This window comes from bacterium (genome assembly GCA_026129405.1).
Lineage (GTDB): Bacteria > Desulfobacterota > Binatia > DP-6 > DP-6 > JAHCID01.
Genome location: JAHCID010000001.1, coordinates 1,740,418 through 1,759,553 on the forward strand (window position 1 = coordinate 1,740,418; position 19,136 = coordinate 1,759,553).

The window sequence follows — 19,136 nt, forward strand, 5'->3', positions numbered from 1 at the left end:
GCGCCGTGAGGTCAAGCCCGGCGCCGCCGGCGGTCAGCGGCAGACGAAGCGGTTGCCGTTGTTCAGGTAGACGCAGCGCGGACCGCGGTCGCCATGGGCGTTGAACCAGCCCTCGGCGCACTGCCCGTTGGCTGCGAAGGGCGGGGCGAGGACCAGGGTCACGACCACCGGCGCTTCGCGCGGTCCGGCGTAGGTGCCGCCGCGTCCGATGATCACGAAGCGGACGTCCACGGCGTCGCCCGGCCGGTAGCCGCGCTTCACCTTCAGGATGATGCGCTGGATGCCGTTCGTCGCGGCCGACGCGGTGCGGGCGCGATACGAGAAGACGGTGCCCTGGGGATTCACCTTCCACCCCGAGCGAACGAAGGGATCGAACGAGCCCGGCGGGATCAGGGCGTCGATCGCCGGGGTGCCGTGGCCGTCCTCGACGAGCAGCCGCAGGCCCGAGCGGATCGGGTCGATCGGGGGCTCGCCGGGAACCAGGGCGTTGCCCTTCAGGCGGATGGTGTCGTCGCCGACCGGCATGCCGAGCTTCGAGAACGACAGCTTGGGCTTCAGGATCGGGATGCCGCCCGGGTTGGTGCACGGGTCGCAGACGTCGCCCAGCCCGTCGGCGTCGCCGTCGGCGTTCGTCGGGTCGGGCGTCTCCGGACAGTGGTCGAAGGCGTCGCAGACGCCGTCCGCGTCGCGGTCCGGCAGGCGCACGTCGGCGGGGCAGAAGCCGCTCTGCCCGTCGCAGACCTCGGCGACGTCGCACGCGTCGGTTGCCGGGCGGCACTCGGTGCCCTTGGCGACGAGCCGACAGAGCGGGCTACAGCAGTCCCCGGGAAGATCGTTGCCGTCGTCGCATTCCTCGAGCAGCGGGTCGAGGATGCCGTCGCCGCAGATGAGGGCACGGGCGGGCGACGGCAGGACGATCAGGGCGAGGACGAGCAGCGAAGGAGCGAGGCCCGAACGACGGACGGCCGCGATGATGGACAAGGTGACGTTCCCCCCCGGAAGTCAGCGTGTAGTGGGCTTGCCGGGTAGCCGGGGTCTCTCCTCGGTGTCAAGGCAAATGTTCGCACGACGCACGGAATCGTCTGCATGCTCCGACACCGGTCGCGTGGGCCGGGCGATCCGCGTTCGACTCGCGCACGCCTCCGCGTTGACCGCCGCGGCGGCCGCGCGCTAGGCGGAGCCGATGCGTCCGCGTCGTTCCGGCGGCGGCTTCGCCGCGGTGCGCTACTCGCTGGCCCGGGCCCGGGCCGCCGGACTGGTCGCTACCGGACGCCGCCTGACGGCGCACAACGCCTGCAAGACCTGCGCGGTCGGCATGGGCGGCCAGCGCGGCGGCATGGTGAACGAGCACGGCGCGTTCCCGGAGGTCTGCAAGAAGTCGATCCAGGCGCAGGCGGCGGACATGCAGCCGCCGATCCCGGAGACGTTCTTCCGCACGCACGACACGGCGGCGCTCGAGCGCCTGTCGTCGCGCGAGCTCGAGGCCGCGGGCCGCATCGGCTTCCCGCTCTGCCGCGAGCCCGGCGACACCCACTTCCGCCGCATCGGCTGGGACGACGCGCTCGCGCGCGCCGCCGCCGCGTTGCGCGCGACCACGCCCGCGCGCGTCTTCTTCTACGCCTCGGGCCGCAGCAGCAACGAGGCGGCCTTCCTGCTCCAGTGCTTCGCGCGCGCCTACGGCACCAACAACGTCAACAACTGCTCCTACTACTGCCACCAGGCCTCCACGGTGGCGCTCGGCGCCGCCATCGGCAGCGGCACCGCGACCGTGACGCTCGACGACCTCGAGCAGGCCGACCTCGCGCTGGTCGTGGGTGCGAACCCGGCCTCGAACCATCCGCGCCTGATCACGCAGCTGGTCGCGCTGCGGCGCCGCGGCGGCAGCGTCGTCGTCATCAACCCGTATCGCGAGGTCGGGCTGATGCGCTTCCGCGTCCCCTCCGACTGGCGCAGCATGCTGTTCGGCTCCGAGGTGAGCGACGTCTATCTGCAGCCCCACGTCGGCGCCGACGTGGCGCTGCTGGTCGCGCTCCTGCGCGGGGTGATCGACCGCGGCGCCGTCGACGCCGCGTTCGTGGCGGCGCACACCACCGGCTGGGACGCGGTGCGCGACGCGGCCCTCGCGGCCGACCCGCGGCGCTCGCCGCCGCGGCGGTGACGTCGCACCGGCGGAAGATCGCCGCCGCCGTCGCGCGCCTCGCCGCCGCCCGGCGCGGCATCGTCGCCTGGGCGATGGGCGTCACCCAGCACGCGCACGGCGTCGACAACGTGCACGCGCTCGTGAACCTCGCGCTGGCACGCGGCTGGGTGGGGCGGCCGGGCGCCGGGCTGCTGCCGATCCGCGGCCACTCGAACGTGCAGGGCGTCGGCTCGGTCGGCGTCGCGCCCGCGCTGAAGACGGCGTTCGCGCGCCGCCTCGCCGAGCTCTACGGCGTGCCCGTGCCGGCGACGCCGGGCATGCACACGCTGGCGAGCGTCGAAGCGGCGGCGGCGGCGGGCGGCGTCGACGTCGCGCTGTGCCTCGGCGGCAATCTGTTCGCCGCGTCGCCCGACCGCACGTTCACCGCCCGCGCCCTCCAGGCGATCGGCACGACGATCTACGTGTCGACGAAGCTCAACGAGAGCCACGTCCACGGCCGCGGCCGCACGACGCTCGTCCTGCCCGCGCTGGCGCGCGACGAGGAGCGGCAGTGCACGACGCAGGAGAGCATGTTCAACTTCGTCCGCGTCTCCGACGGCGGCGCACCCGCGGCCTCCGACGAGATGCGCTCCGAGGTCGACATCCTGGCGGGGCTCGCGCAGCGCGTGCTGCCGGCAGGCCCCGTCGACTTCGGCGCCTTCCGCGACCACGCCGCGCTGCGGGCGGCGATCGCGCGCGTCGTGCCGGGCTACGAGGCGATCGCCGAGGTCGACCGCACGCGGCGCGAGTTCGCCGTCGCCGGCCGCACCTTCCACACGCCGGCGTTCGCGACCCCCGACGGCCGGGCCCGCTTCGTCCCGACGCCGCCCTCGACGTTCGCGCCCGGCCCCGGCGAGTTCCGTCTGATGACCCTGCGCTCGGAGGGGCAGTTCAACACGGTCGTCTACGAGGACGCCGACGTCTACCGCGGCAACGAGCGGCGCGACGTCGTCATGATGAACGCCGCCGACGCCCGCCGCCTCGGCCTCGCGCGCGACGCTCGCGTACGGCTCGAGAACGCGACCGGTGCGATGGACGCGCTGGTGCGCGTCGCGCCGCTGCCGCCCGGCAACCTCGCGGTCTACTATCCCGAGGGCAACGTCCTCGTGCCGCGCACGATCGACGCGGCGTCGGCGACGCCCGTCTTCAAGTCGGTGGCCGTACGCCTGCGGCCGCTCGGCGCCTGACACGTCGTCGTGCCGGCGTCGCGGCCGCGCGTGGTGCTGCTCGGGGCCGGGCATGCGCACCTGCCCGTTCTCGCGGCGCCGGTGCTCGCGCGGCGCGAGGTCGCGCTCGTCTGCGTGGCCCCGGGGCCGTTCCACTACTCCGGGCTCGCGACGGGGATGCTCGGCGGCGGCGCTCCGCTCGGCGCCGAGGCGGTCGACGTCGCGCCGCTCGTCGCGCGGCTCGGCGGCCGCCTCGTCAGCGGCGAGGCGGTGGCGATCGATCGCGCCGCGGGACGCGTCGTCCTCGCTGCCGGTCCGCCCCTACCGTTCGACCTGGTCTCGCTCGACGTCGGCAGCGTCGTGCCGGCGTCGGCCGTCGCGGGGGGCGAGCACGCCGCGGCCGTGAAGCCGCTGGCGATGCTCGGGCGTCTGCGGCGCGGGCTCGAGGCCCGGCTCGCGGCCGGGGCGGTACCGCGGGTGGCGATCGTGGGCGGAGGGCTTGCGGGCTGCGGGTCGCGGCGAACCTCGCGGCAACTCGCCCGCCGGCGCGGGCGGGCGGCGATCACGCTCGTCGCCCGCAGCGCGCGGCTCGCGCCGGCATCTTTGCCGGAGGGCGCGGCGCGCGCGCTCGCCGCGGTCCTCCGCGCGGGCCGGGGTCGAGGTCGGGTCGGCGGGCCGCGGCGGCCGTCGAGCCGGGTGCGCTGCACACGGCGGGCGGCCGCACGCTCGCCTGCGACGTCTGCGTCCTCGCCACCGGCCTGGTGCCGCCACCGCTCGCCGCCAGCACGAGCCTCCCGCTCGACGCGGACGGCGCGCTGGTGACCGACGCCTGCCTGCGCGCGCCCGCGGACGCGCGGGTGTTCGGTGCGGGGGACTGCATCGCGTTCGCCGGCAGCGCGCTGCCGCGCGTCGGCGTGTACGCCGTGCGGCAGGCGCCCGTGCTCGCGGCGAACCTCGCCGCCGCGCTCGACGGCCGTCCCCTGCGCCGCTTCCGGCCCCAGCGCCGTACGCTGCTCATCGTGAGCTGCGGCGACGGCACCGGGCTGGCGCTGTGGGGCGGCCTGTGGTGGCACGGGCGGCTCGCGGCCGCGTGGAAGGCGCGCCTCGATCGGCGCTGGCTCGGGCGGCTGCGCGCGGCGGCGTCCGCGCCCGCTGCACCTTGATTCCCCACGAGCGACGTGCGACCCGGGACGACCGAGGAGGTGACGTTCGATGGCGCTCGAGGTCGGTAAGGCGGCTCCCGCGTTCACGCTGGAGGACGGCGCAGGCACGAAGGTCTCGTTGTCCGATTTCGCGGGCAAGCACGTGATCGTCTACTTCTACCCGAAGGACGACACGCCGGGGTGCACGAAGGAGGCCTGCGGCTTCCGCGATGCGTGGAAGGAGCTCCAGAAGCTCGGCGCCGTGGTGCTCGGCGTGTCGGCCGACGACGCGGCGTCGCACCAGAGGTTCAGCGCCAAGTACCGGCTGCCGTTCCCGCTGCTCTCGGACCCGAGGCGGACGGTCATGACGAAGTACGGCGCCTTCGGCGAGAAGGTCCTCTACGGCAAGAAGACCACCGGGGTGATCCGCTCGACGGTGTGGGTCGGCCCGGACGGCAAGGTCCGCAAGCACTGGGCGCGCGTGCCGAAGGCCGAAGCGCACCCGGAAGCGGTCCTCAAGGCACTGCGCACGGCGGAGTGAAAGGAAAGCGTGTAAACTTTCTGCTTGAGACGTCGCCCGCGTCGGGCCACCCTGGAGCGAGCCGGCGGTACGCCGGCCGCGAGGTGGACGATGCGGGTGACGTGGGCGGCGGCGATCCTTCTTCTGGCGGTGTGTGCGGCGACGGTTGCCGCCGCCGACCCTCCGCAGCTCCAGGCGAGCGCGGGCGCCAAAGGCAACGTCCGGGTGCGCTGGAGCTTCAAGGCCGCGGCGCCGCGGGCCGCGCTGGCGGTCGAGGTCGAGCGCAGCGACGACGGCAGGCAGTTCGGCGCCGTCGCCCGCGTGGGGCGCGCCCGCAAGCGCCAGACGTGGACCGACCGGCCGCGCGGCACGGGCCCCTACTGGTATCGGGCCCGCGTGCTCGAGAGCGGCGTCGCCTCCGCGTGGAGCCCGGCGGTCCGCGTGGGCGCTGCCGACGGCGGGCGCGGGCCGGGCGATCCGAGCGCGGTCGGCGACGGCGGCTGCCCGGCCGGGGTCGAGGAGGAGGTCCTGCTGCTGGTGAACGTCGAGCGTGCGGCGGCGGGCGTCCTGCCGATGCGCATGGACGCGCGCCTGCGCGCCGCGGCGGCGCGGCGCAGCCGCGACCTCGCGGCGTCGGGCGTGCTGTCGCACGACGGCTGGATCGAGGCGATCCGCGCCGCCGGCTACGGCGGCGGCGCGCTCGGCGAGAACATCGCCTCCGGGTACGCCTCGGCCGACGCCGTGATGAGCGGCTGGATGCGCAGCACCGGCCATCGCGCGAACGTCCTGCGCACGTACTTCCGCGACCTCGGCGTCGGCTGCGCGCGCGACGGCCGCGGCCGTCTCTGGTGGGTGCAGGCGTTCGGCGGCTGAGCCCGGCTCAGGGTACGGCCCGGCGTCGCGCCGCGGTGCCGGCACGCAGCGCCGGCCAGGTGAAGAGGGTGTCGCGCTCGGCCGTCCAGCGCGCCGAGAGCCGGACGCTCAGCAGACGCAGCGTGGGCACGAGCGGCTCGAGGCCGCCGGCACCGTCGCGCTCGGCGATGGCGAGCGCCCGCTCGAGGTGCCACAGCACCGCCTGGCGCCCCGACATCCCCGGCGCCCAGCCGCGGTCGCGCAGCAGCAGGGCAGGCGGCAGCCAGCGCAGCAGGTCGAGCACCCGCGCGCCGACGACGAGGATGCGGGCGGCGCCGGCCGCGGCGTCGTCGTCGAGCATCGGCAGCGCGGCCCGGGCCTCGGCGCGATAGGCCGCGTCCGCGCGCATGGCGAGCTCGAGCGGGAACGGGCACGCGAGCGTCCAGCAGAGCGTGTCCGTCAGCGCGTGCCGGACGCCGGCGTACTCGAAGTCGACGAGCAGGACGCCGGCCGAGCCGCGAACCGCATTCGCGGGCGCGACGTCGCCGTGGGTGAGGACGCCGAAGGCCGCCGGCGCGGCGAGCCGCGCGCCCATCTCGGTGAGGGTGCGCTCGACGTGCGCCGGCTCGTGGACGTCGAGCGCGCCGAGCCACGCGGCCAGCGCCGCGCGGTCGTCGTGGAGGTCGCGCACCGCCTGGACGAGCGGCGGGGTGCGGGGTCCGAGGCGGTCCCGGCGCCGATCGTACTCCGCGCCGAGGTCCGCGGTGGCGGCGTGCAGGCGCCCCACCGCCCGCGCGGTGCCGATCACGGCGTCGGCGGCCTCCTCACCGTCGTGGCCGCGCAGGAGCTGCTCGACGGTGGGGCCGGCCCCGAGGTCCTCCAGGACGAGGAGCCGGAGAGCGGGGTCGGCGGCGAGCACGCGCGGCACCGTGCCTGCGGCCCGCCCGGCTTCGCTGACGAGCGTGAGCGCGGCATGCTCGTCGGCGCCGCGCTCGGCGTGCTTGCTGCGCTTGACGATCACCGTGGGCGGACGTCCGGCCGGCGCGTCGAGGCGCAGCCGCAGGACGTCGGTGCGCGACCAGGACTTGAGCAGATCGGCGTCGCGCGCCCGCACGGGTCCGCCCCACGCGTCGGTCAGCAGCTCGGCGACTCGTGCCAGCACGCCCGGCGTTCGCACGGCGGGGACCCTCCCACCCGCGCGCGCTCGCACGCAAGGAGATTGCGCGCGGCGCCGCGCTTGACGCTCGCGGGCGGGGCGTGCCAGCGATCGCGGCGATGTCCTGGCTGTTCCTCCTGGCGGCGCTGGTGGGCGCCTGGTTCACCTGGAACGCCTACCGGCCGACGTATCGTCCGGCCCCGCTGGCGGTCGCGAGCTTCTTCGCCGGGTGGCTGACGACCGAGCTCGCCCTGCATCACCTCGCGTGGCAGCTCGCGGCGACGCTGGTCTTCGTGTGGCTCGGCGCGCTCGATGCCTGGCCGGGCCAGGTCGCGCTCGCCGTCACGTTCGTGTCATGGGGCTTCCTCTGGCGCGTGCACGCGCGCGCCTGGGAGGCGGAGGCCGCCGTCGAGGACGCGCTCTCGGCGGGTCTCGGTCCCGAGTACCGCAGCGACATCGATCCGGGCGTCGCCGCCCGCTTCGCGCCCGGAGTGGATTGGGGACAGATCGTCGTGCCGTTCCCGATCCGCCGCGGCGGCGACGTCGAGCGCATCCGCAACGTCGTCTACAGCGAAGAGGGCGGACATCGGCTGCGTCTCGACGTCTATCGCCGCCGCGACCGGCCGATGCGGGCTCCGACGCTGCTGCAGATCCACGGCGGCGGCTGGGTGCTCGGCAGCAAGAACGAGCAGGGTCTGCCGCTCATGCTGCATCTCGCGCGCCGCGGCTGGGTTTGCGTCAGCGCCGACTACCGGCTGAGCCCGCGGGCGACCTTCCCCGATCCGCTGATCGACGTGAAGCGCGCGCTCGCCTGGGTTCGCTCCGAGGGCGTGGGCTACGGCGCCGACCCCGACTGCGTCGTCATCACCGGCGGCTCGGCCGGCGGGCATCTGGCCTCGCTGGCGGCGTTGACCCCGAACGACCCCGCCTACCAGCCGGGGTTCGAGGCCGCCGACACCCGCGTCCAGGCCTGCGTGGCGTTCTACGGCGTCTACGACTTCACCGACCACGGGAAGTACCAGCGCAATCGCGGGCTCCTGCGCCTCCTCGAGCGCCAGGTGATGAAGTGTCGTTTCGCCGAGGCGCGCGAGCGCTGGGAGCGGGCGTCGCCGTTCCACTGCGTGGGTGCGGAGATCCCGCCGTTCTTCGTCATCCACGGCGACCACGACACGCTGGTTCCGGTGGGCGAGGCGCGGGCCTTCGCCGAGGCCCTCCAGACGGCGGCGCCGGGACGCGTCTGCTACGCCGAGATCCCCGGGGCGCAGCACGCCTTCGAGATCTTCCCGTCGCTGCGGACGACCTTCGTGGTCCACGGCGTCGAGCGCTTTCTCGCCTGGGTGGTGTCGGCCGCGCGGGCTGCGACCCCGCCGCTTGCGGCCGGCCGCCGTGCGGCCGCCGATTGACAGCGGGCGCCCCCGGAGGCTAGCGACGCTGGATGGTTCGCCGGGGGGGAGTCTGAAAGCCGTATGGGGTCGATCGTCGAATACCGTTGTCCGACCTGCCGCTACGCCACCGGTTCGTTGCAGATCGGCTGGGGCAAGGCGGGCCGCGCGCGCTACTGGGGTGGGCTCGCGCTGTGCCCGGCGTGCAAGGCCATCCGGGTGCTCGATCTCTCCGATCCGCGCACCGATCGCCGCGACCGCCGCTGCGTCGAGTGCAACGGGCCGGTGAAGCTGATCGAAGGCATCGCCGAGCGGCTCGCGTGCCCGCAGTGCGGGGGGCAGCTCACGCAGGGTTCGCTGGGCTCCTGGTCCTGAGCGACGCGCCGCTCGACGCCGTCGCCGGCGCGCACGCCGAGTCCGCGACCGTCGAGGAGTGGGCGCTTGCCCTCGCGGCGGCCGGCATCCCGCACCGGGTGGTCGCGGTCCCGGGCGGGTGGGCCATCGGCGTGGCGGCCGCCGACCAGACGCAGGCCCGGGCGATCGTCGCCGAGGCCGACGCCGAGCGGCAGCGACGGCGGGCGGGGATCGCGTCCGACGAGCTCGACGGCGGCAGCATCCGCGGGGCGCTCGTCATGGTCGCGGCGCTCGCCGTCGCCTATCTCCTGACGGCGGGGCCGGGCGCCGTCTGGGCGCTGCACGCCGGCGCCGCCGACGCGCGCAGCATCCTCGCCGGCCAGACGTGGCGCGCGGTCACCGCGCTCACGCTGCACGCCGACGCCGCCCATCTCGTCAGCAACCTCGTCAGCGGGGGCGTGGTCGCGGCCGCGCTCTGCCGCACGCTCGGCGGGGGGCTCACGGCGCTGCTCCTCGTCGCGGCCGGGACGGGCGGCAACTGGCTGAACGCCGTCCTGCGTGGACCGGGACACGTCTCGATCGGGGCGTCGACCGCCGTCCTCGGCGGCATCGGCATCGTCACGGGGCTCGCGTGCGTGCGCTCGTGGCGTCTCGGCACGGGGTTCGCCCGCGCCTGGGTGCCGCTCGCCGCCGGCTTCGCGCTGCTCGCGCTCCTCGGGGCCACCGAGGACGCGCGCGTCGACGTCGGCGCGCATCTCCTCGGCTTCCTCGTCGGCGGCGTTCTCGGCGGGATCACGGGCCTCGGCCTGCGGCGCGCCCCCGGACCGGCCGCGCAGCGTGCCCTCGGCGCACTGGCCGGGCTCGTCGTCGCCGGCGCCTGGCTGCTCGCGCTGCGCAACGCCTGACGGCCCGGCCGACGGCGACCGCGGGGCGCGTGTCCGAGACGCTGCGCATCGCCCGCGAGGACCGTCGCGTCGGTTCGCGGCCCGAACGCACGACGGCCGGCCGCTCGCAGGGGAGGGGCCGGCCGGTCGTGACGGTGGCGGGCGGCTAGTTGCCGGCCGCGGCGGCCTGACGCTGGGCGAGGTGCTCGCCGATCAGCATGCCGCGCTCGCGGTACTTGTGCTCGGTGCGCTCGGTGATGAGCCCGAGGCGCATCAGGTTCGGCATCACCGTGTGCATGTAGGGCTCGCTGTTGATGAGCGACCACTGATCCATGCCGTGCATGATCTGCACGGCGGCGTCGGGGTCGATGCCGTACTTCGGGCCGAAGCGGTGCAGCATGTCGAGCTGCTGGTTCGCGTTCAGCGTCTCGAGGATGTTGAAGGCGAAGTCCTCGAGCTGCTCGAGCGTCTCCGGGTCGGACTCCTTCACCAGCCGGCGCATGCTGAGGACGCCGAACGCCGCGTGGCGCGCTTCGTCGCCGTGCACGCGGTGGATGATGTCCTTCACCAGCGGCGAGAGGTTCGTCTTGGCGACCATGTCCATGATGCCGACGGCCATGCCCTCGAAGAGGGTCTGCATGCCGAGCGTCTTCGTCTGCCAGTTCGGCGCCTCGAGGAGTTTGTCGAGCAGCACCTTCAGGGTGGGGTCGATGGGATGCACGACGCCCATCTTGCGCTGCAGGAACTTCGAGAAGACCTCGATGTGGCGGACCTCGTCGATGACCTGCGAGCCGGCGTACCACTTCTGGTCCATGGTCGGGCAGCAGTTGACGAGCTGGCCGCAGAGCTGGAGCGCCGCCTGCTCGCCGTGGAGCAGCTGCGAGATCAGGTGGGAGAACTCGTCCCACGCCGCTTCCTTGCAGGTGGCCTCGTCGCGGCCCATCTCGGTGAGGAGGCTCGCCAGCAGGGACGCGCCGATCGGCGGGATGAACCACTCGTCGCGCGGCATCGGGATCGACCAGTCGATGTCCTCTTCCGCGTTCCACTGGCCGCGCTTGCCGCGCTCGTAGAGGGCGCGCAGCTCCTCGACCTCGCTGCCGTACTCCCACGTCCAGTGCAGCTCGAGCGGCACGTCGACGTCGAGCTTCCGGCGCAGCCCGGCGATCTGCTGCTCGTCGACGACGTCGACCACCTCGAAGTTTCCGATCTGGCGGCGGTGCTCCTTGAGTATCGTCTCCATCAATTCTTCCTCCCCCGGGTGGTGCCGGGCGTGGTCATGAGGCCGTGGCGCAAGAGGGTCTTCAGCTCGGTCTTCCGCCGGCGGACCTCGACGGCGGAGAAGACGGGACGTCCGAGCAGCTCGTCGCCGAACTCGCCGGACGCGAAGTGGTACACGATGGCGCCGATCAGCGTCTGCAGGGTGTGCGGGACGCTGGCGGCACGGAACTCGCCGGCGGCCATGCCCTCGCGCAGGAGGCGGCCGCCGGCGCCGATGATGCGGCGCAGGCGCGCGTCGGCCTCCTGCTCCTCGGGCAGCTCGCCGGAGACCTCGTCGTCTTCGAAGAGCGAGCGGAGCAGCAGGCGAGCGTGGGCGGGGTGCGCGGCGAGCTCGTCGATGATGAGGTCGATCCAGCGCTCGAGGCGCTGCGACGGCGTGCCGCCCTCGGCGAGGGTGCGGGTGAGGGCGTCGTCGATGCGCGCGAGGATGCGCGAGGTGACGGCGGCGTAGAGCTGCGCCTTGCTGCGGAAGTGGTGGAAGAGCGACGCCTTCGCGAGACCGGACGCCTCGGCCACCTCGGACAGCCCGATCCCCGCGAAGCCGCGACGCGCGAACAGCGTCTCGGCGCAGTCGAGGATATTGTCGCGTGCGGAGTGCTTGGGGGCGGGCTGTGTCATCGACCAACCGATCGGTTCCAGCTAGCCGACCGATCGGTCGGATGTCAATGGGGGACGCGGGCATGGCGGGCGCCGTGCGGTCGCGCCTCTCGTCCCGCAGCGCTGCGAGCTTCGCGCAGCCGCGCCGCCGCCGAGCACCGCGCCGCGCGCGTTTTCGGGGGCATGCCGGTTGCTGGACGTCGGCCCATGGACCTCGCCGACCTGGAAGCTGCCGTGGAAGAGATCGCCGGACTGATCCGCGACCGTCGCTGGGACCTCGCGCTGGCGCTCACCGAGCAGCTCGAGGCGCGCGTCGCGAACGCGCCGATCGACGCGCCCCCGTTCCCGCCCGCCGTGCGCGAGCTGCTCGCCGCCTCGAAGCAGCTCACGACCTCGCTGGTCGCGCTGCGCAACCACCACGTGCACTGACGTTCGCCGGGCTCGCCCGGAGGGCCCGTCCACGTGGGTGCGGCGCGGCACGACGCCGGCGACGCGATCCCGCGCCCGGGCCTCGTCCTCGCCGGCCGGATGCGTTCGTCGATCCCGCCGCCGGCGGGCGGCTCGCACGGCGCATGCGCGGGCGCTTCGTCGGGCTCGACGGTGGGTACGGGTGGCCGGTCGAGCGCCCGGACGAGGTCGCAGCGGCGGCTGCGCGCGCACGGGGCGTCGGCGTCGCGCGGCCGCGTCGTACCCGCCGGCGGTTCGCGTTCAGAGCCGCAGGACGCCGGCGACGACGGTCACCGCGGCGCCGCCGACCTCGATGGTCGCCCCGTCGTCGGACACGCGCACGGCGACCGTGCCGTCGCGGCCGACCTCGCGTCCCTGGCTCGCGGTCCACGACGGGCCGAGACGATCGAGGCGCTTCGCGGCGGCCAGGAACGCCGCCACCGAGGCGTTGCCGCTGCCGCAGACGGGATCCTCCGGAACGCCGCTCGCGGGCGCGAACGAGCGCACGACGACGCGGGGGTCGGCCTGCGGGTCGACCGCGAAGGCGGTCACGCCGGTGAGCCCGAGGTCACGCGACAGGCCCTCGATGCCGAGGAGGTCGGGCCGCGCTGCCCGCAGCGCCGCGACCTCGTCCACCTGGACGACGAGCCACGTCGGTCCGAGGTCGACGATGCGGGCGCCGGCGGCGCGCAGCAGCGGCGCGCCCAGCATCTCCTCGACCACGCGCAGCGTCTCGGGATCGTCGCTCAGCACCTGCGCCGGAGGCGTCCGCACCCAGAAGCGTTCGTCCTCGAGGCGCAAGCCGAGGACGCCGGCGCCGCATTCCTGGCGCAGCGTGGGGCTGCGCGGAACGAGCCCGGCCTCGATGACGGCGTGCGCGGTCCCGAGCGCCGGATGGCCCGCGAACGGCAGCTCCTCGCGCGGCGTGAAGATGCGGACGCGGTAGCTCGCCTCGGGCGTCGTCGGCGGCAGCACGCAGACCGTCTCGGAGAGGTTCGTCCACGCGGCGAGACGCTGCATGGCGGCGGCGTCGATATCCTCGGCGTCGAGCAGGACGGCGACGGGGTTGCCCCGGAGCGGGGTGGAGGTGAAGACGTCCACGACGACGTACCGGCGCTCGCGCATGCGGCCCGTCGTAATCGAGGTGGGCGCCTGCGTCGAGCAGCGGCCGTGCGCGTCACGTGATCAGCGACACGATGCGCACGGCGGGCACGCCGTCCGTGAGCGCGAGCCGCGCCATGGTCACGGGCAGCCTGAAGCGTCGCGGCCCGGCGCTTCCCGGATTGAGGAAGAGGACGCCGTCGTGCTCCGCGACACCCGGCCGATGCGAGTGGCCGGCGACCACGACGGCGACGTCGGGCACGGCCGTCAGCTCCTTGCGATCGTGGAGGAGGTGGATGCGCACGCCGGCGAGCGTGACGGTGATCGCCGCGGGCAGGGTCGCCGCCCACGGGCCGCGATCGTTGTTGCCGCGCACCGCGGTCACCGGGGCGATCTGCCCCAGCGCCGCCAGCACCTCGGCCGAGCCGACGTCGCCGGCGTGGAGCACGTGCACGACGCCGTCGAGCGCCGCGAGCAGCTCGGGCCGCACGAGCCCGTGCGTGTCGGAGACCACGCCGATCTCGCCCACGCCGCCGTCCTGCCTCCTGCGGCCGCTGCGCTCAAGTTCCGCCGGCGCCGTGCCGATAGCAGGAGCGGTGGGGTGTGTCCGTGCGGCCCTGGTGTCCCTGGCGCTCGGTGCGACCCTCGCCGCTGCGTCGCCGGCGCCCATCGTCGGCGGCGCGCCGACGGGTGCCCATCCTGCCGTCGGCGCCCTGCTCGGCGGCATCGGTCCCGGCGTGCCGACCTGCACGGCGACGCTGATCGGCTGCGGCACCCTCGTCACGGCCGCCCACTGCGTCTGTCCGTCGAAGAAGGCGCCGTGTCAGGGCGACGACGCGCCGGACCCGCTCGGCTGGAACGTGTACCTCGAGCACGCGGGCATGTTCCCGGTCGACGAGATCGTCGTGCATCCGGACTTCGCCTTCCCGGCCGCCGACCTCGCCATCCTCCGTCTGAGCTACGAGGCGACCAGCATCCCGCCCGTGCCCCTGTCCGCCGATCCCGTCGGCATGGGCACGGCAGGTCTCCTCGTCGGCTTCGGCACCACGGGCGGCAGCGACGCCGCCACGGGGATCAAGCGCGAGGGGCCGGTGACCACCGCCGCCTGCCCGAAGGGCATCGATCCGGCGACGATGGTGTGCTGGACCTACGACGGCGCGGGCGCGAACGGCTGCACCGGCGACGCGGGCGGTCCGCTGCTCGTCGCGGGCGCGCTCGCGGGCGTCGGCGCCGGCGGCACCAAGAGCAGCTGTCTCAAGGGCGACCGCGGCTACGACGTCCGCATCGCGCCGTACCGCGACTGGATCGCCGCGACCGGCGGCGACGACGTCGGCGCCACCTGCGGCTACCTGCGCCCGATCGGCGCCGAGGGCACGACGGTGACGACGTTCACGGGCACGGTTACGCGCGACGGGCCGGAGGCCGTCCATGCCGTCCCGGTGCCCGAGCGGACGGAGGAGCTCCGCGTCGGCCTCCACGCCGCCGACGACGGCCGCAACGACTTCGATCTCTACGTCCGCTTCGGCGCGCCCCCGACGCTGGACGACTGGGACTGCGCCGAGATCGGCCCGGGCCAGTACGGCTACTGCGAGCTGATCTACCCGGACGCCGGCACCTGGTACGCCATGGTCCGCCGCGAAGCCGGCGAGGGCGTCTACCAGATCGCCGCGACGACCCTTCCGGAGGAGGACGACGACGAGGAGGAGTTCCCGTTCTGCGGCGACGACCTCCTCGATCCGACCAGCGAGGAGTGCGACGGCTTCGACGACGCCGCCTGCCCCGGCATGTGCGACTTCGACTGCCTGTGCCTGCGCTGCGACACGGCGACCTTCGCGATCGGCCAGATCCAGCTGGTCCGCAAGTTCCTCGTCCGCGGCCAGCTCGGCGGCCTCGACCCGTCCTTCGACCCCCGCCTCGCCGACCTCGTCCTGTCCGTCGAGGACGTCGTCGCCAACAGCGCCACCATGACGATCCCCGCCGACGACCCCGGCTGGCGCGGCTCCAAACCCAACCGCGGCCTCTGGCGCTGGCGCGGCCGCACCGACGGCCTGCGCAAGGTGGTCCTGCAACGCCGCCGCAGCGGCACGTGGAGCGTCGCCGTCGCGGGCCGTGACGTCCCGGATGCGGAGACGGTGGGGCTCGAGGGACTGGTGGTGCGCGTGCGCAGCGACTGGGTGTGCGGGGAGAAGCGCTACTGAAGCGCGGAGCGGCGCCGATGCCGGGGTCCGGCCGTCTCGGACACGAGCTGCGCGCGCAGGCGCCGATCGTACGAGGGCGGCGGCGTCGCCGAGCCGGCGGTGCGACCGGCTCGGCGACGCGCTGCTAGCGACACTTCACGGTCGCCCCACCGCCGCTCAGGGCACAGCCGGGCGACGTCTCGCCGCATTGTCCCGAGGTCGCGACCGGCGGCGTCAGCACCATGGTCGTCGTCAGCGGAAGCGCCGACGGCGCGACCGCGTACGTTCCGTTCTTCCCCTTCACCGTGACCTTCACGCCGTTCGGGGGGTTCGACACGCGCTTCAGGACCATCTTCATGATGCCGTCCACGAGCGGGATCTCGCGACCGGCGTTCTTGTAGGTGAAGGTCGCACCGTTCTTGGCGGCGACCCAGCCGGCACGGGTGGTGGGGCTCCACGCACCGCCGGGGAGCGTCGTGTCGAGGACGACGCTGCCGTCGGCCCCGGTGACGAGCAGACGGAAGCCGTTCGTCAACGGGTCGACCGGGGGCGACATCGGCACGCCGGCGATCGTGGCGGCGAGCGACAGCTTGTCGTCGCCGGCGGGCGCGAGCACCTTCGCCAGCGTGAGCGACGGCTTCGCCACCGTGGTCGGGGCGAGGTTCGTGCAGGCGTCGCAGGCGTCGCCGAGGCCGTCGCCGTCGCCGTCGGCCTGGTCGGGATCGGGGACGGTGGGACAGACGTCCTCGGCGTCGCAGATGCCGTCCCCGTCGCCGTCGGGGAGGCCGGTGTCGGCGGGGCAGGCGGCGGCGCTGCCGGTGCAGGTTTCGGCGACGTCGCAGGCGTCGGTCGCCGGGCGACACACGGTGGCCGCCGGCGCGAAGGCGTCGGCGGGGCAGGCGGCGGAGGCGCCGGTGCAGGTTTCGGCGAGGTCGCAGACGCCGGCGGCCGGGCGGCAGATGCCGCTGGTGGCGAAGGCGTCGGCGGGGCAGGCGGCGGAGGCGCCGGTGCAGGTTTCGGCGAGGTCGCAGACGCCGGCGGCGGGGCGGCAGACGCCGCTGGTGGCGAAGGCGTCGGCGGGGCAGGCGGCGGAGGCGCCGTCGCAGGACTCGGCGAGGTCGCAGGCGCCGGCGGCCGGGCGGCAGACGCCGCCGGTGGCGAAGGCGTCGGCGGGACACGTGGCCGACGCGCCCGTGCACGTCTCGGCCGCGTCGCAGATCCCGGCCGCGTCGCGGCAGACCGTCGCGGTGGACGCGAAGCGGCAGTCGCGCCCGCAGCAGTCGCTGCCGGCGATCTCGACGTCGCACTGCTCGCCCGCCGCCGGGTCGACGACGGCGTTGCCGCAGCGCGAGTCGGCGTCGGTGATGAGCAGCGGGATCACCGGGACGCCGTCGGACCAGAAGCCCATCCCGCGGTGCTCCGGCGTGTCCTCGAGGCCGTATTCGCAGTGCGTGCCGTAGAAGGCGCAGTCGGTGAGGCCGTCGAACGTCTGCCACAGGGCGTACCAGTCGAGGGCGTCGAGCACGTTGCCGGTCGGGGCCACGTGGTTCGCCTGGAGCGCGACCGGGCCGTGGGCATCCGTGCGCATGGTGACGAAGTCGCGGTTCGCCGCCGGCACGTGCCCCGTCCTCGCCCAGATGAGGTCGCAGCCCTGGGCGCCGGCGAGCAGATCGTCGGCGCCGACGACGCAGTTCATCAGCACCGTCGACGGAATGCCGCCGAGGCTCGCGTCCATGTTGTCGTACCAGGGCTGGACGGGCATCAGCGCCTTCGGCTGCGGCAGGCTGATCGAGGCCCAGCGGTTCGCGATGTTGACGCTGACGAGGCCACCGTACGAATGGCCGACGAGCGCGAACTTCGCGAGGTCGGGCTGCACGTGCGACGGCGTCGCGGCGAGCCAGGCGAGCGCGTTCTGGATCGCGGTGATCGCGTTGCCGGTGTAGGTGCTCGGCAGCGTCAGCACGTTCGCCTGGAACTTCGGGTAGACGACGAGGTTGCCGCGGCGCACGAGGTGCTCGATCCACGGCAGGTACGGGTCGGGCGTGAGCACGTTCGCGCCGTGGAGGACGACCACGAGCGGCGCCGTCGCCGGTGCGGGCGCGGCGGGCGCGTAGACCCAGTACTGGAGCGCCCCGGTGCCGTTCGTCGTCATGACGTAGCTGCCGTGCGGGTAGTCGTTGCCGCCGGGGCCCGACGTCGGCTGCGGCGGCGACGTCTGCGCGCCGGCCGCCGCGGCGGCGAGTACGATTCCCAGCACCACGCTTCGAAGCATCGTTCGCATCGTGGGGCCGGGCGTACGAGCCGCCGCTGCTTTAAATCAAGTGCTTTCTTTCGTGGGCGGCTCGTCAGATGGCGCGGTCGCGGCCCTCCCAGTGCGGGTCGCGCAGCTTGCGCTTGTAGAGCTTGCCGTTGGGGTCGCGCGGCATCGCCGCCACGAAATCGACCGAGCGCGGGCATTTGTACTTCGCGAGCCGCTGCGCGCAGAAGGCGAGGATGTCGTCGGCCAGCTCGGGTGACGCGGTCACTCCCTCGGCGGGCTCGACGACCGCCTTCACCGACTCGCCCCAGTCCGGGTCCGGCACCCCGAACACCGCCGCGTCGCCCACCTTCGGATGCGTCAGCAGCGCGCTCTCGATCTCCGCCGGGTAGATGTTGACGCCGCCGGAGATGATCATGTCGATCTTGCGGTCGCACAGGAAAAGATAGCCGGCCTGGTTCAGGTAGCCGACGTCGCCGACGGTGAAGAAGCCGTCGCGGCGGTTGGCGCGCGTCTTGTCCTCGTCGCCGTGGTACTCGAAGTCGTTCGAGCCGAGCATCATGTAGACGGTGCCGACGGTGCCCTGCGGGACCGCGTCGCCGGCATCGTCGAGGATGCGGATCTCGGAGCTCGGCCACGCCCTGCCGACGGTGCCCGGGTACTCGAGCCACTCCTCGGGCGTGACCAGCGTGCCGCCGCCCTCGCTGGCGGCGTAGTACTCGTGGATCACCGGGCCCCACCACGCGAGCATGCGGCGCTTCACATCGACGGGGCAGGGCGCCGCCGCGTGCACGACGTGGCGCAGGGACGAGACGTCGTAGCGCTGCTTCACGGCGTCGGGCAGCGCCAGCAGGCGGTGGAACTGCGTCGGCACCATGTGCGTGGTGGTGACGCGGTACTTCTCGACCAGCGCCAGCGACGACTCCGGCGTCCACTTGTCCATCAGCACGACGGCGTGGCCGAAGTGGAGCGAGCAGCCGGCGAACAGCAGCACCGCCGTGTGGTAGAGCGGCGAGCCGACGAGGTGCACGTTGCCCTGCTCGGGCTGGATGCCGAACATCGCGAGGAACATGCCGTAGAACGTGCCCACGGTGTCGGGGTCGAGCGGCGCGAGCGGGCGGCGCACGCCCTTCGGACGCCCGGTCGTGCCCGACGTGTAGTTCATCACCTGGCCGGCGGCGCGGTCCGCGGGGAGCGTGTCCGGCTGGCTCGCGAGCAGCGCCTCGTAGTCGCGGAAGCCGGGGATGGCGCCGCCCACGGCGATGCGCCCCGCTTCGGGAAAACGGATCTCCTCCACGGCCGTGCGGCAGACGTCGGCGAAGCGCGCGCCGCACAGCACCGCCTTCGCGCCGGCGTTGTCGACGATGTAGGCGATCTCGGAGCCGGTCAGGTGGTGGTTGATCGGCACCAGGTAGAGGCCGCACTGGAGCGCCGCGAGGTAGGCCTCGATCATCGCGCCGTCGTTCGGCAGCACGGTGGCGAGGACGTCGCTGCGCTCGAGCCCGAGGCTGCGCAGGCCGTGCGAGAGACGGTTCACGCGCGCCAGCAGCCCGCCGCCGGTGAGCTCCTCGCCCTCCGGCGTCACGAGGACCAGGCGGTCGGGATGGCGCTGCGCGAGGTTCCAGAAGCCGTAGTCGGACATGG

At 74.1% G+C, this 19,136-nt stretch carries 17 protein-coding genes and 1 pseudogene; 10 read left to right on the plus strand and 8 right to left on the minus strand.

Annotation, left to right across the window (positions count from 1 at the left end):
• Positions 1-33: 33 nt before the first annotated feature.
• Positions 34-981 (minus strand): DUF4215 domain-containing protein, encoded by a 948-nt coding sequence (locus tag KIT14_07885; protein ID MCW5890458.1) that lies wholly within the window; start codon positions 979-981, stop codon positions 34-36.
• A 202-nt stretch (positions 982-1,183) separates the two neighbouring features.
• On the opposite strand from KIT14_07885, the pseudogene KIT14_07890 reads away from it, so the two are divergent.
• The 5 genes and pseudogenes from KIT14_07890 to KIT14_07910 all read left to right on the plus strand — a co-directional run bounded on the left by KIT14_07890 (position 1,184) and on the right by KIT14_07910 (position 5,880).
• Positions 1,184-3,366, plus strand: a pseudogene (locus KIT14_07890) (FdhF/YdeP family oxidoreductase).
• A 30-nt stretch (positions 3,367-3,396) separates the two neighbouring features.
• The gene (locus KIT14_07895; GenBank protein MCW5890459.1) at positions 3,397-4,167 is read left to right on the plus strand and encodes a hypothetical protein; all 771 of its coding nucleotides are present in this window, start codon (positions 3,397-3,399) and stop codon (positions 4,165-4,167) included.
• Complete coding sequence (locus KIT14_07900) at positions 4,107-4,508, plus strand: hypothetical protein (GenBank protein MCW5890460.1); 402 nt, start codon at positions 4,107-4,109, stop codon at positions 4,506-4,508. The genes KIT14_07895 and KIT14_07900 overlap by 61 nt, the downstream gene beginning before the upstream one ends.
• A gap of 49 nt (positions 4,509-4,557) precedes the next feature.
• Positions 4,558-5,028, plus strand: coding sequence for a peroxiredoxin (locus KIT14_07905; protein MCW5890461.1), 471 nt, complete (start codon positions 4,558-4,560; stop codon positions 5,026-5,028).
• A 90-nt stretch (positions 5,029-5,118) separates the two neighbouring features.
• Positions 5,119-5,880 carry a hypothetical protein gene (locus KIT14_07910; protein MCW5890462.1) on the plus strand — a complete coding sequence of 254 codons (762 nt, stop codon included), beginning with the start codon at positions 5,119-5,121 and terminating at the stop codon, positions 5,878-5,880.
• A gap of 7 nt (positions 5,881-5,887) precedes the next feature.
• Here KIT14_07910 and KIT14_07915 read toward each other — a convergent pair whose 3' ends face one another.
• On the minus strand, positions 5,888-7,036 hold the full coding sequence (locus KIT14_07915; GenBank protein MCW5890463.1) for a hypothetical protein: 1,149 nt from the start codon (positions 7,034-7,036) through the stop codon (positions 5,888-5,890).
• Positions 7,037-7,134: 98 nt separating this feature from the next.
• Between KIT14_07915 and KIT14_07920 the strand changes: the two genes are divergently transcribed.
• From KIT14_07920 to KIT14_07930, 3 genes are all read left to right on the plus strand, one after another.
• On the plus strand, positions 7,135-8,418 hold the full coding sequence (locus KIT14_07920) for an alpha/beta hydrolase (GenBank protein MCW5890464.1): 1,284 nt from the start codon (positions 7,135-7,137) through the stop codon (positions 8,416-8,418).
• 63 nt (positions 8,419-8,481) lie between these two features.
• Positions 8,482-8,772, plus strand: coding sequence for a hypothetical protein (locus tag KIT14_07925; GenBank protein ID MCW5890465.1), 291 nt, complete (start codon positions 8,482-8,484; stop codon positions 8,770-8,772).
• Positions 8,727-9,656: a rhomboid family intramembrane serine protease gene (locus KIT14_07930; protein MCW5890466.1), complete on the plus strand. Its 930-nt coding sequence runs from the start codon at positions 8,727-8,729 to the stop codon at positions 9,654-9,656. Before KIT14_07925 ends, KIT14_07930 begins: the two co-directional genes overlap by 46 nt.
• A gap of 145 nt (positions 9,657-9,801) precedes the next feature.
• On the opposite strand, the gene KIT14_07935 is transcribed toward KIT14_07930, so the two are convergent.
• A complete protein-coding gene (locus KIT14_07935) occupies positions 9,802-10,875 on the minus strand; it encodes a ferritin-like domain-containing protein (protein ID MCW5890467.1) in 1,074 nt (357 codons plus the stop codon).
• A complete protein-coding gene (locus tag KIT14_07940; protein ID MCW5890468.1) occupies positions 10,875-11,531 on the minus strand; it encodes a TetR/AcrR family transcriptional regulator in 657 nt (218 codons plus the stop codon). The genes KIT14_07935 and KIT14_07940 overlap by 1 nt, the downstream gene beginning before the upstream one ends.
• Before the next feature lie 186 nt (positions 11,532-11,717).
• On the opposite strand from KIT14_07940, the gene KIT14_07945 reads away from it, so the two are divergent.
• Entirely contained in the window at positions 11,718-11,939 is a 222-nt protein-coding gene (locus KIT14_07945) for a hypothetical protein (GenBank protein ID MCW5890469.1), read from the plus strand.
• A gap of 279 nt (positions 11,940-12,218) precedes the next feature.
• Here the strand turns inward: KIT14_07945 and KIT14_07950 are convergent, their stop codons facing one another.
• Together KIT14_07950 and KIT14_07955 are read right to left on the minus strand one after the other, a co-directional pair.
• Complete coding sequence (locus KIT14_07950; GenBank protein ID MCW5890470.1) at positions 12,219-13,082, minus strand: PhzF family phenazine biosynthesis protein; 864 nt, start codon at positions 13,080-13,082, stop codon at positions 12,219-12,221.
• Positions 13,083-13,134: 52 nt separating this feature from the next.
• Positions 13,135-13,728, minus strand: coding sequence for a metallophosphoesterase family protein (locus tag KIT14_07955; protein ID MCW5890471.1), 594 nt, complete (start codon positions 13,726-13,728; stop codon positions 13,135-13,137).
• Between KIT14_07955 and KIT14_07960 the strand changes: the two genes are divergently transcribed.
• The gene (locus KIT14_07960; protein MCW5890472.1) at positions 13,679-15,256 is read left to right on the plus strand and encodes a trypsin-like serine protease; all 1,578 of its coding nucleotides are present in this window, start codon (positions 13,679-13,681) and stop codon (positions 15,254-15,256) included. The two genes, KIT14_07955 and KIT14_07960, sit on opposite strands and share 50 nt — an antisense overlap.
• Before the next feature lie 124 nt (positions 15,257-15,380).
• Here KIT14_07960 and KIT14_07965 read toward each other — a convergent pair whose 3' ends face one another.
• Positions 15,381-17,495: an alpha/beta hydrolase fold domain-containing protein gene (locus tag KIT14_07965; GenBank protein ID MCW5890473.1), complete on the minus strand. Its 2,115-nt coding sequence runs from the start codon at positions 17,493-17,495 to the stop codon at positions 15,381-15,383.
• Between the two features lie 85 nt (positions 17,496-17,580).
• Positions 17,581-19,134 carry an acyl-CoA synthetase gene (locus KIT14_07970; protein MCW5890474.1) on the minus strand — a complete coding sequence of 518 codons (1,554 nt, stop codon included), beginning with the start codon at positions 19,132-19,134 and terminating at the stop codon, positions 17,581-17,583.
• Positions 19,135-19,136 lie beyond the last annotated feature (2 nt).

What these genes read in the sequence shown, in the direction of transcription:
- KIT14_07905 (MCW5890461.1), top strand. Translation starts at nt 4,558, where the DNA reads ATGGCGCTCGAGGTCGGTAAGGCGGCTCCCGCGTTCACGCTGGAGGAC.
- KIT14_07910 (MCW5890462.1), top strand. Translation starts at nt 5,119, where the DNA reads ATGCGGGTGACGTGGGCGGCGGCGATCCTTCTTCTGGCGGTGTGTGCG.
- KIT14_07920 (MCW5890464.1), top strand. Translation starts at nt 7,135, where the DNA reads ATGTCCTGGCTGTTCCTCCTGGCGGCGCTGGTGGGCGCCTGGTTCACC.
- KIT14_07925 (MCW5890465.1), top strand. Translation starts at nt 8,482, where the DNA reads ATGGGGTCGATCGTCGAATACCGTTGTCCGACCTGCCGCTACGCCACC.
- KIT14_07935 (MCW5890467.1), bottom strand. Translation starts at nt 10,875, where the DNA reads ATGGAGACGATACTCAAGGAGCACCGCCGCCAGATCGGAAACTTCGAG.
- KIT14_07940 (MCW5890468.1), bottom strand. Translation starts at nt 11,531, where the DNA reads ATGACACAGCCCGCCCCCAAGCACTCCGCACGCGACAATATCCTCGAC.
- KIT14_07945 (MCW5890469.1), top strand. Translation starts at nt 11,718, where the DNA reads ATGGACCTCGCCGACCTGGAAGCTGCCGTGGAAGAGATCGCCGGACTG.
- KIT14_07950 (MCW5890470.1), bottom strand. Translation starts at nt 13,082, where the DNA reads ATGCGCGAGCGCCGGTACGTCGTCGTGGACGTCTTCACCTCCACCCCG.
- KIT14_07955 (MCW5890471.1), bottom strand. Translation starts at nt 13,728, where the DNA reads ATGGGCGCCGGCGACGCAGCGGCGAGGGTCGCACCGAGCGCCAGGGAC.
- KIT14_07970 (MCW5890474.1), bottom strand. Translation starts at nt 19,134, where the DNA reads ATGTCCGACTACGGCTTCTGGAACCTCGCGCAGCGCCATCCCGACCGC.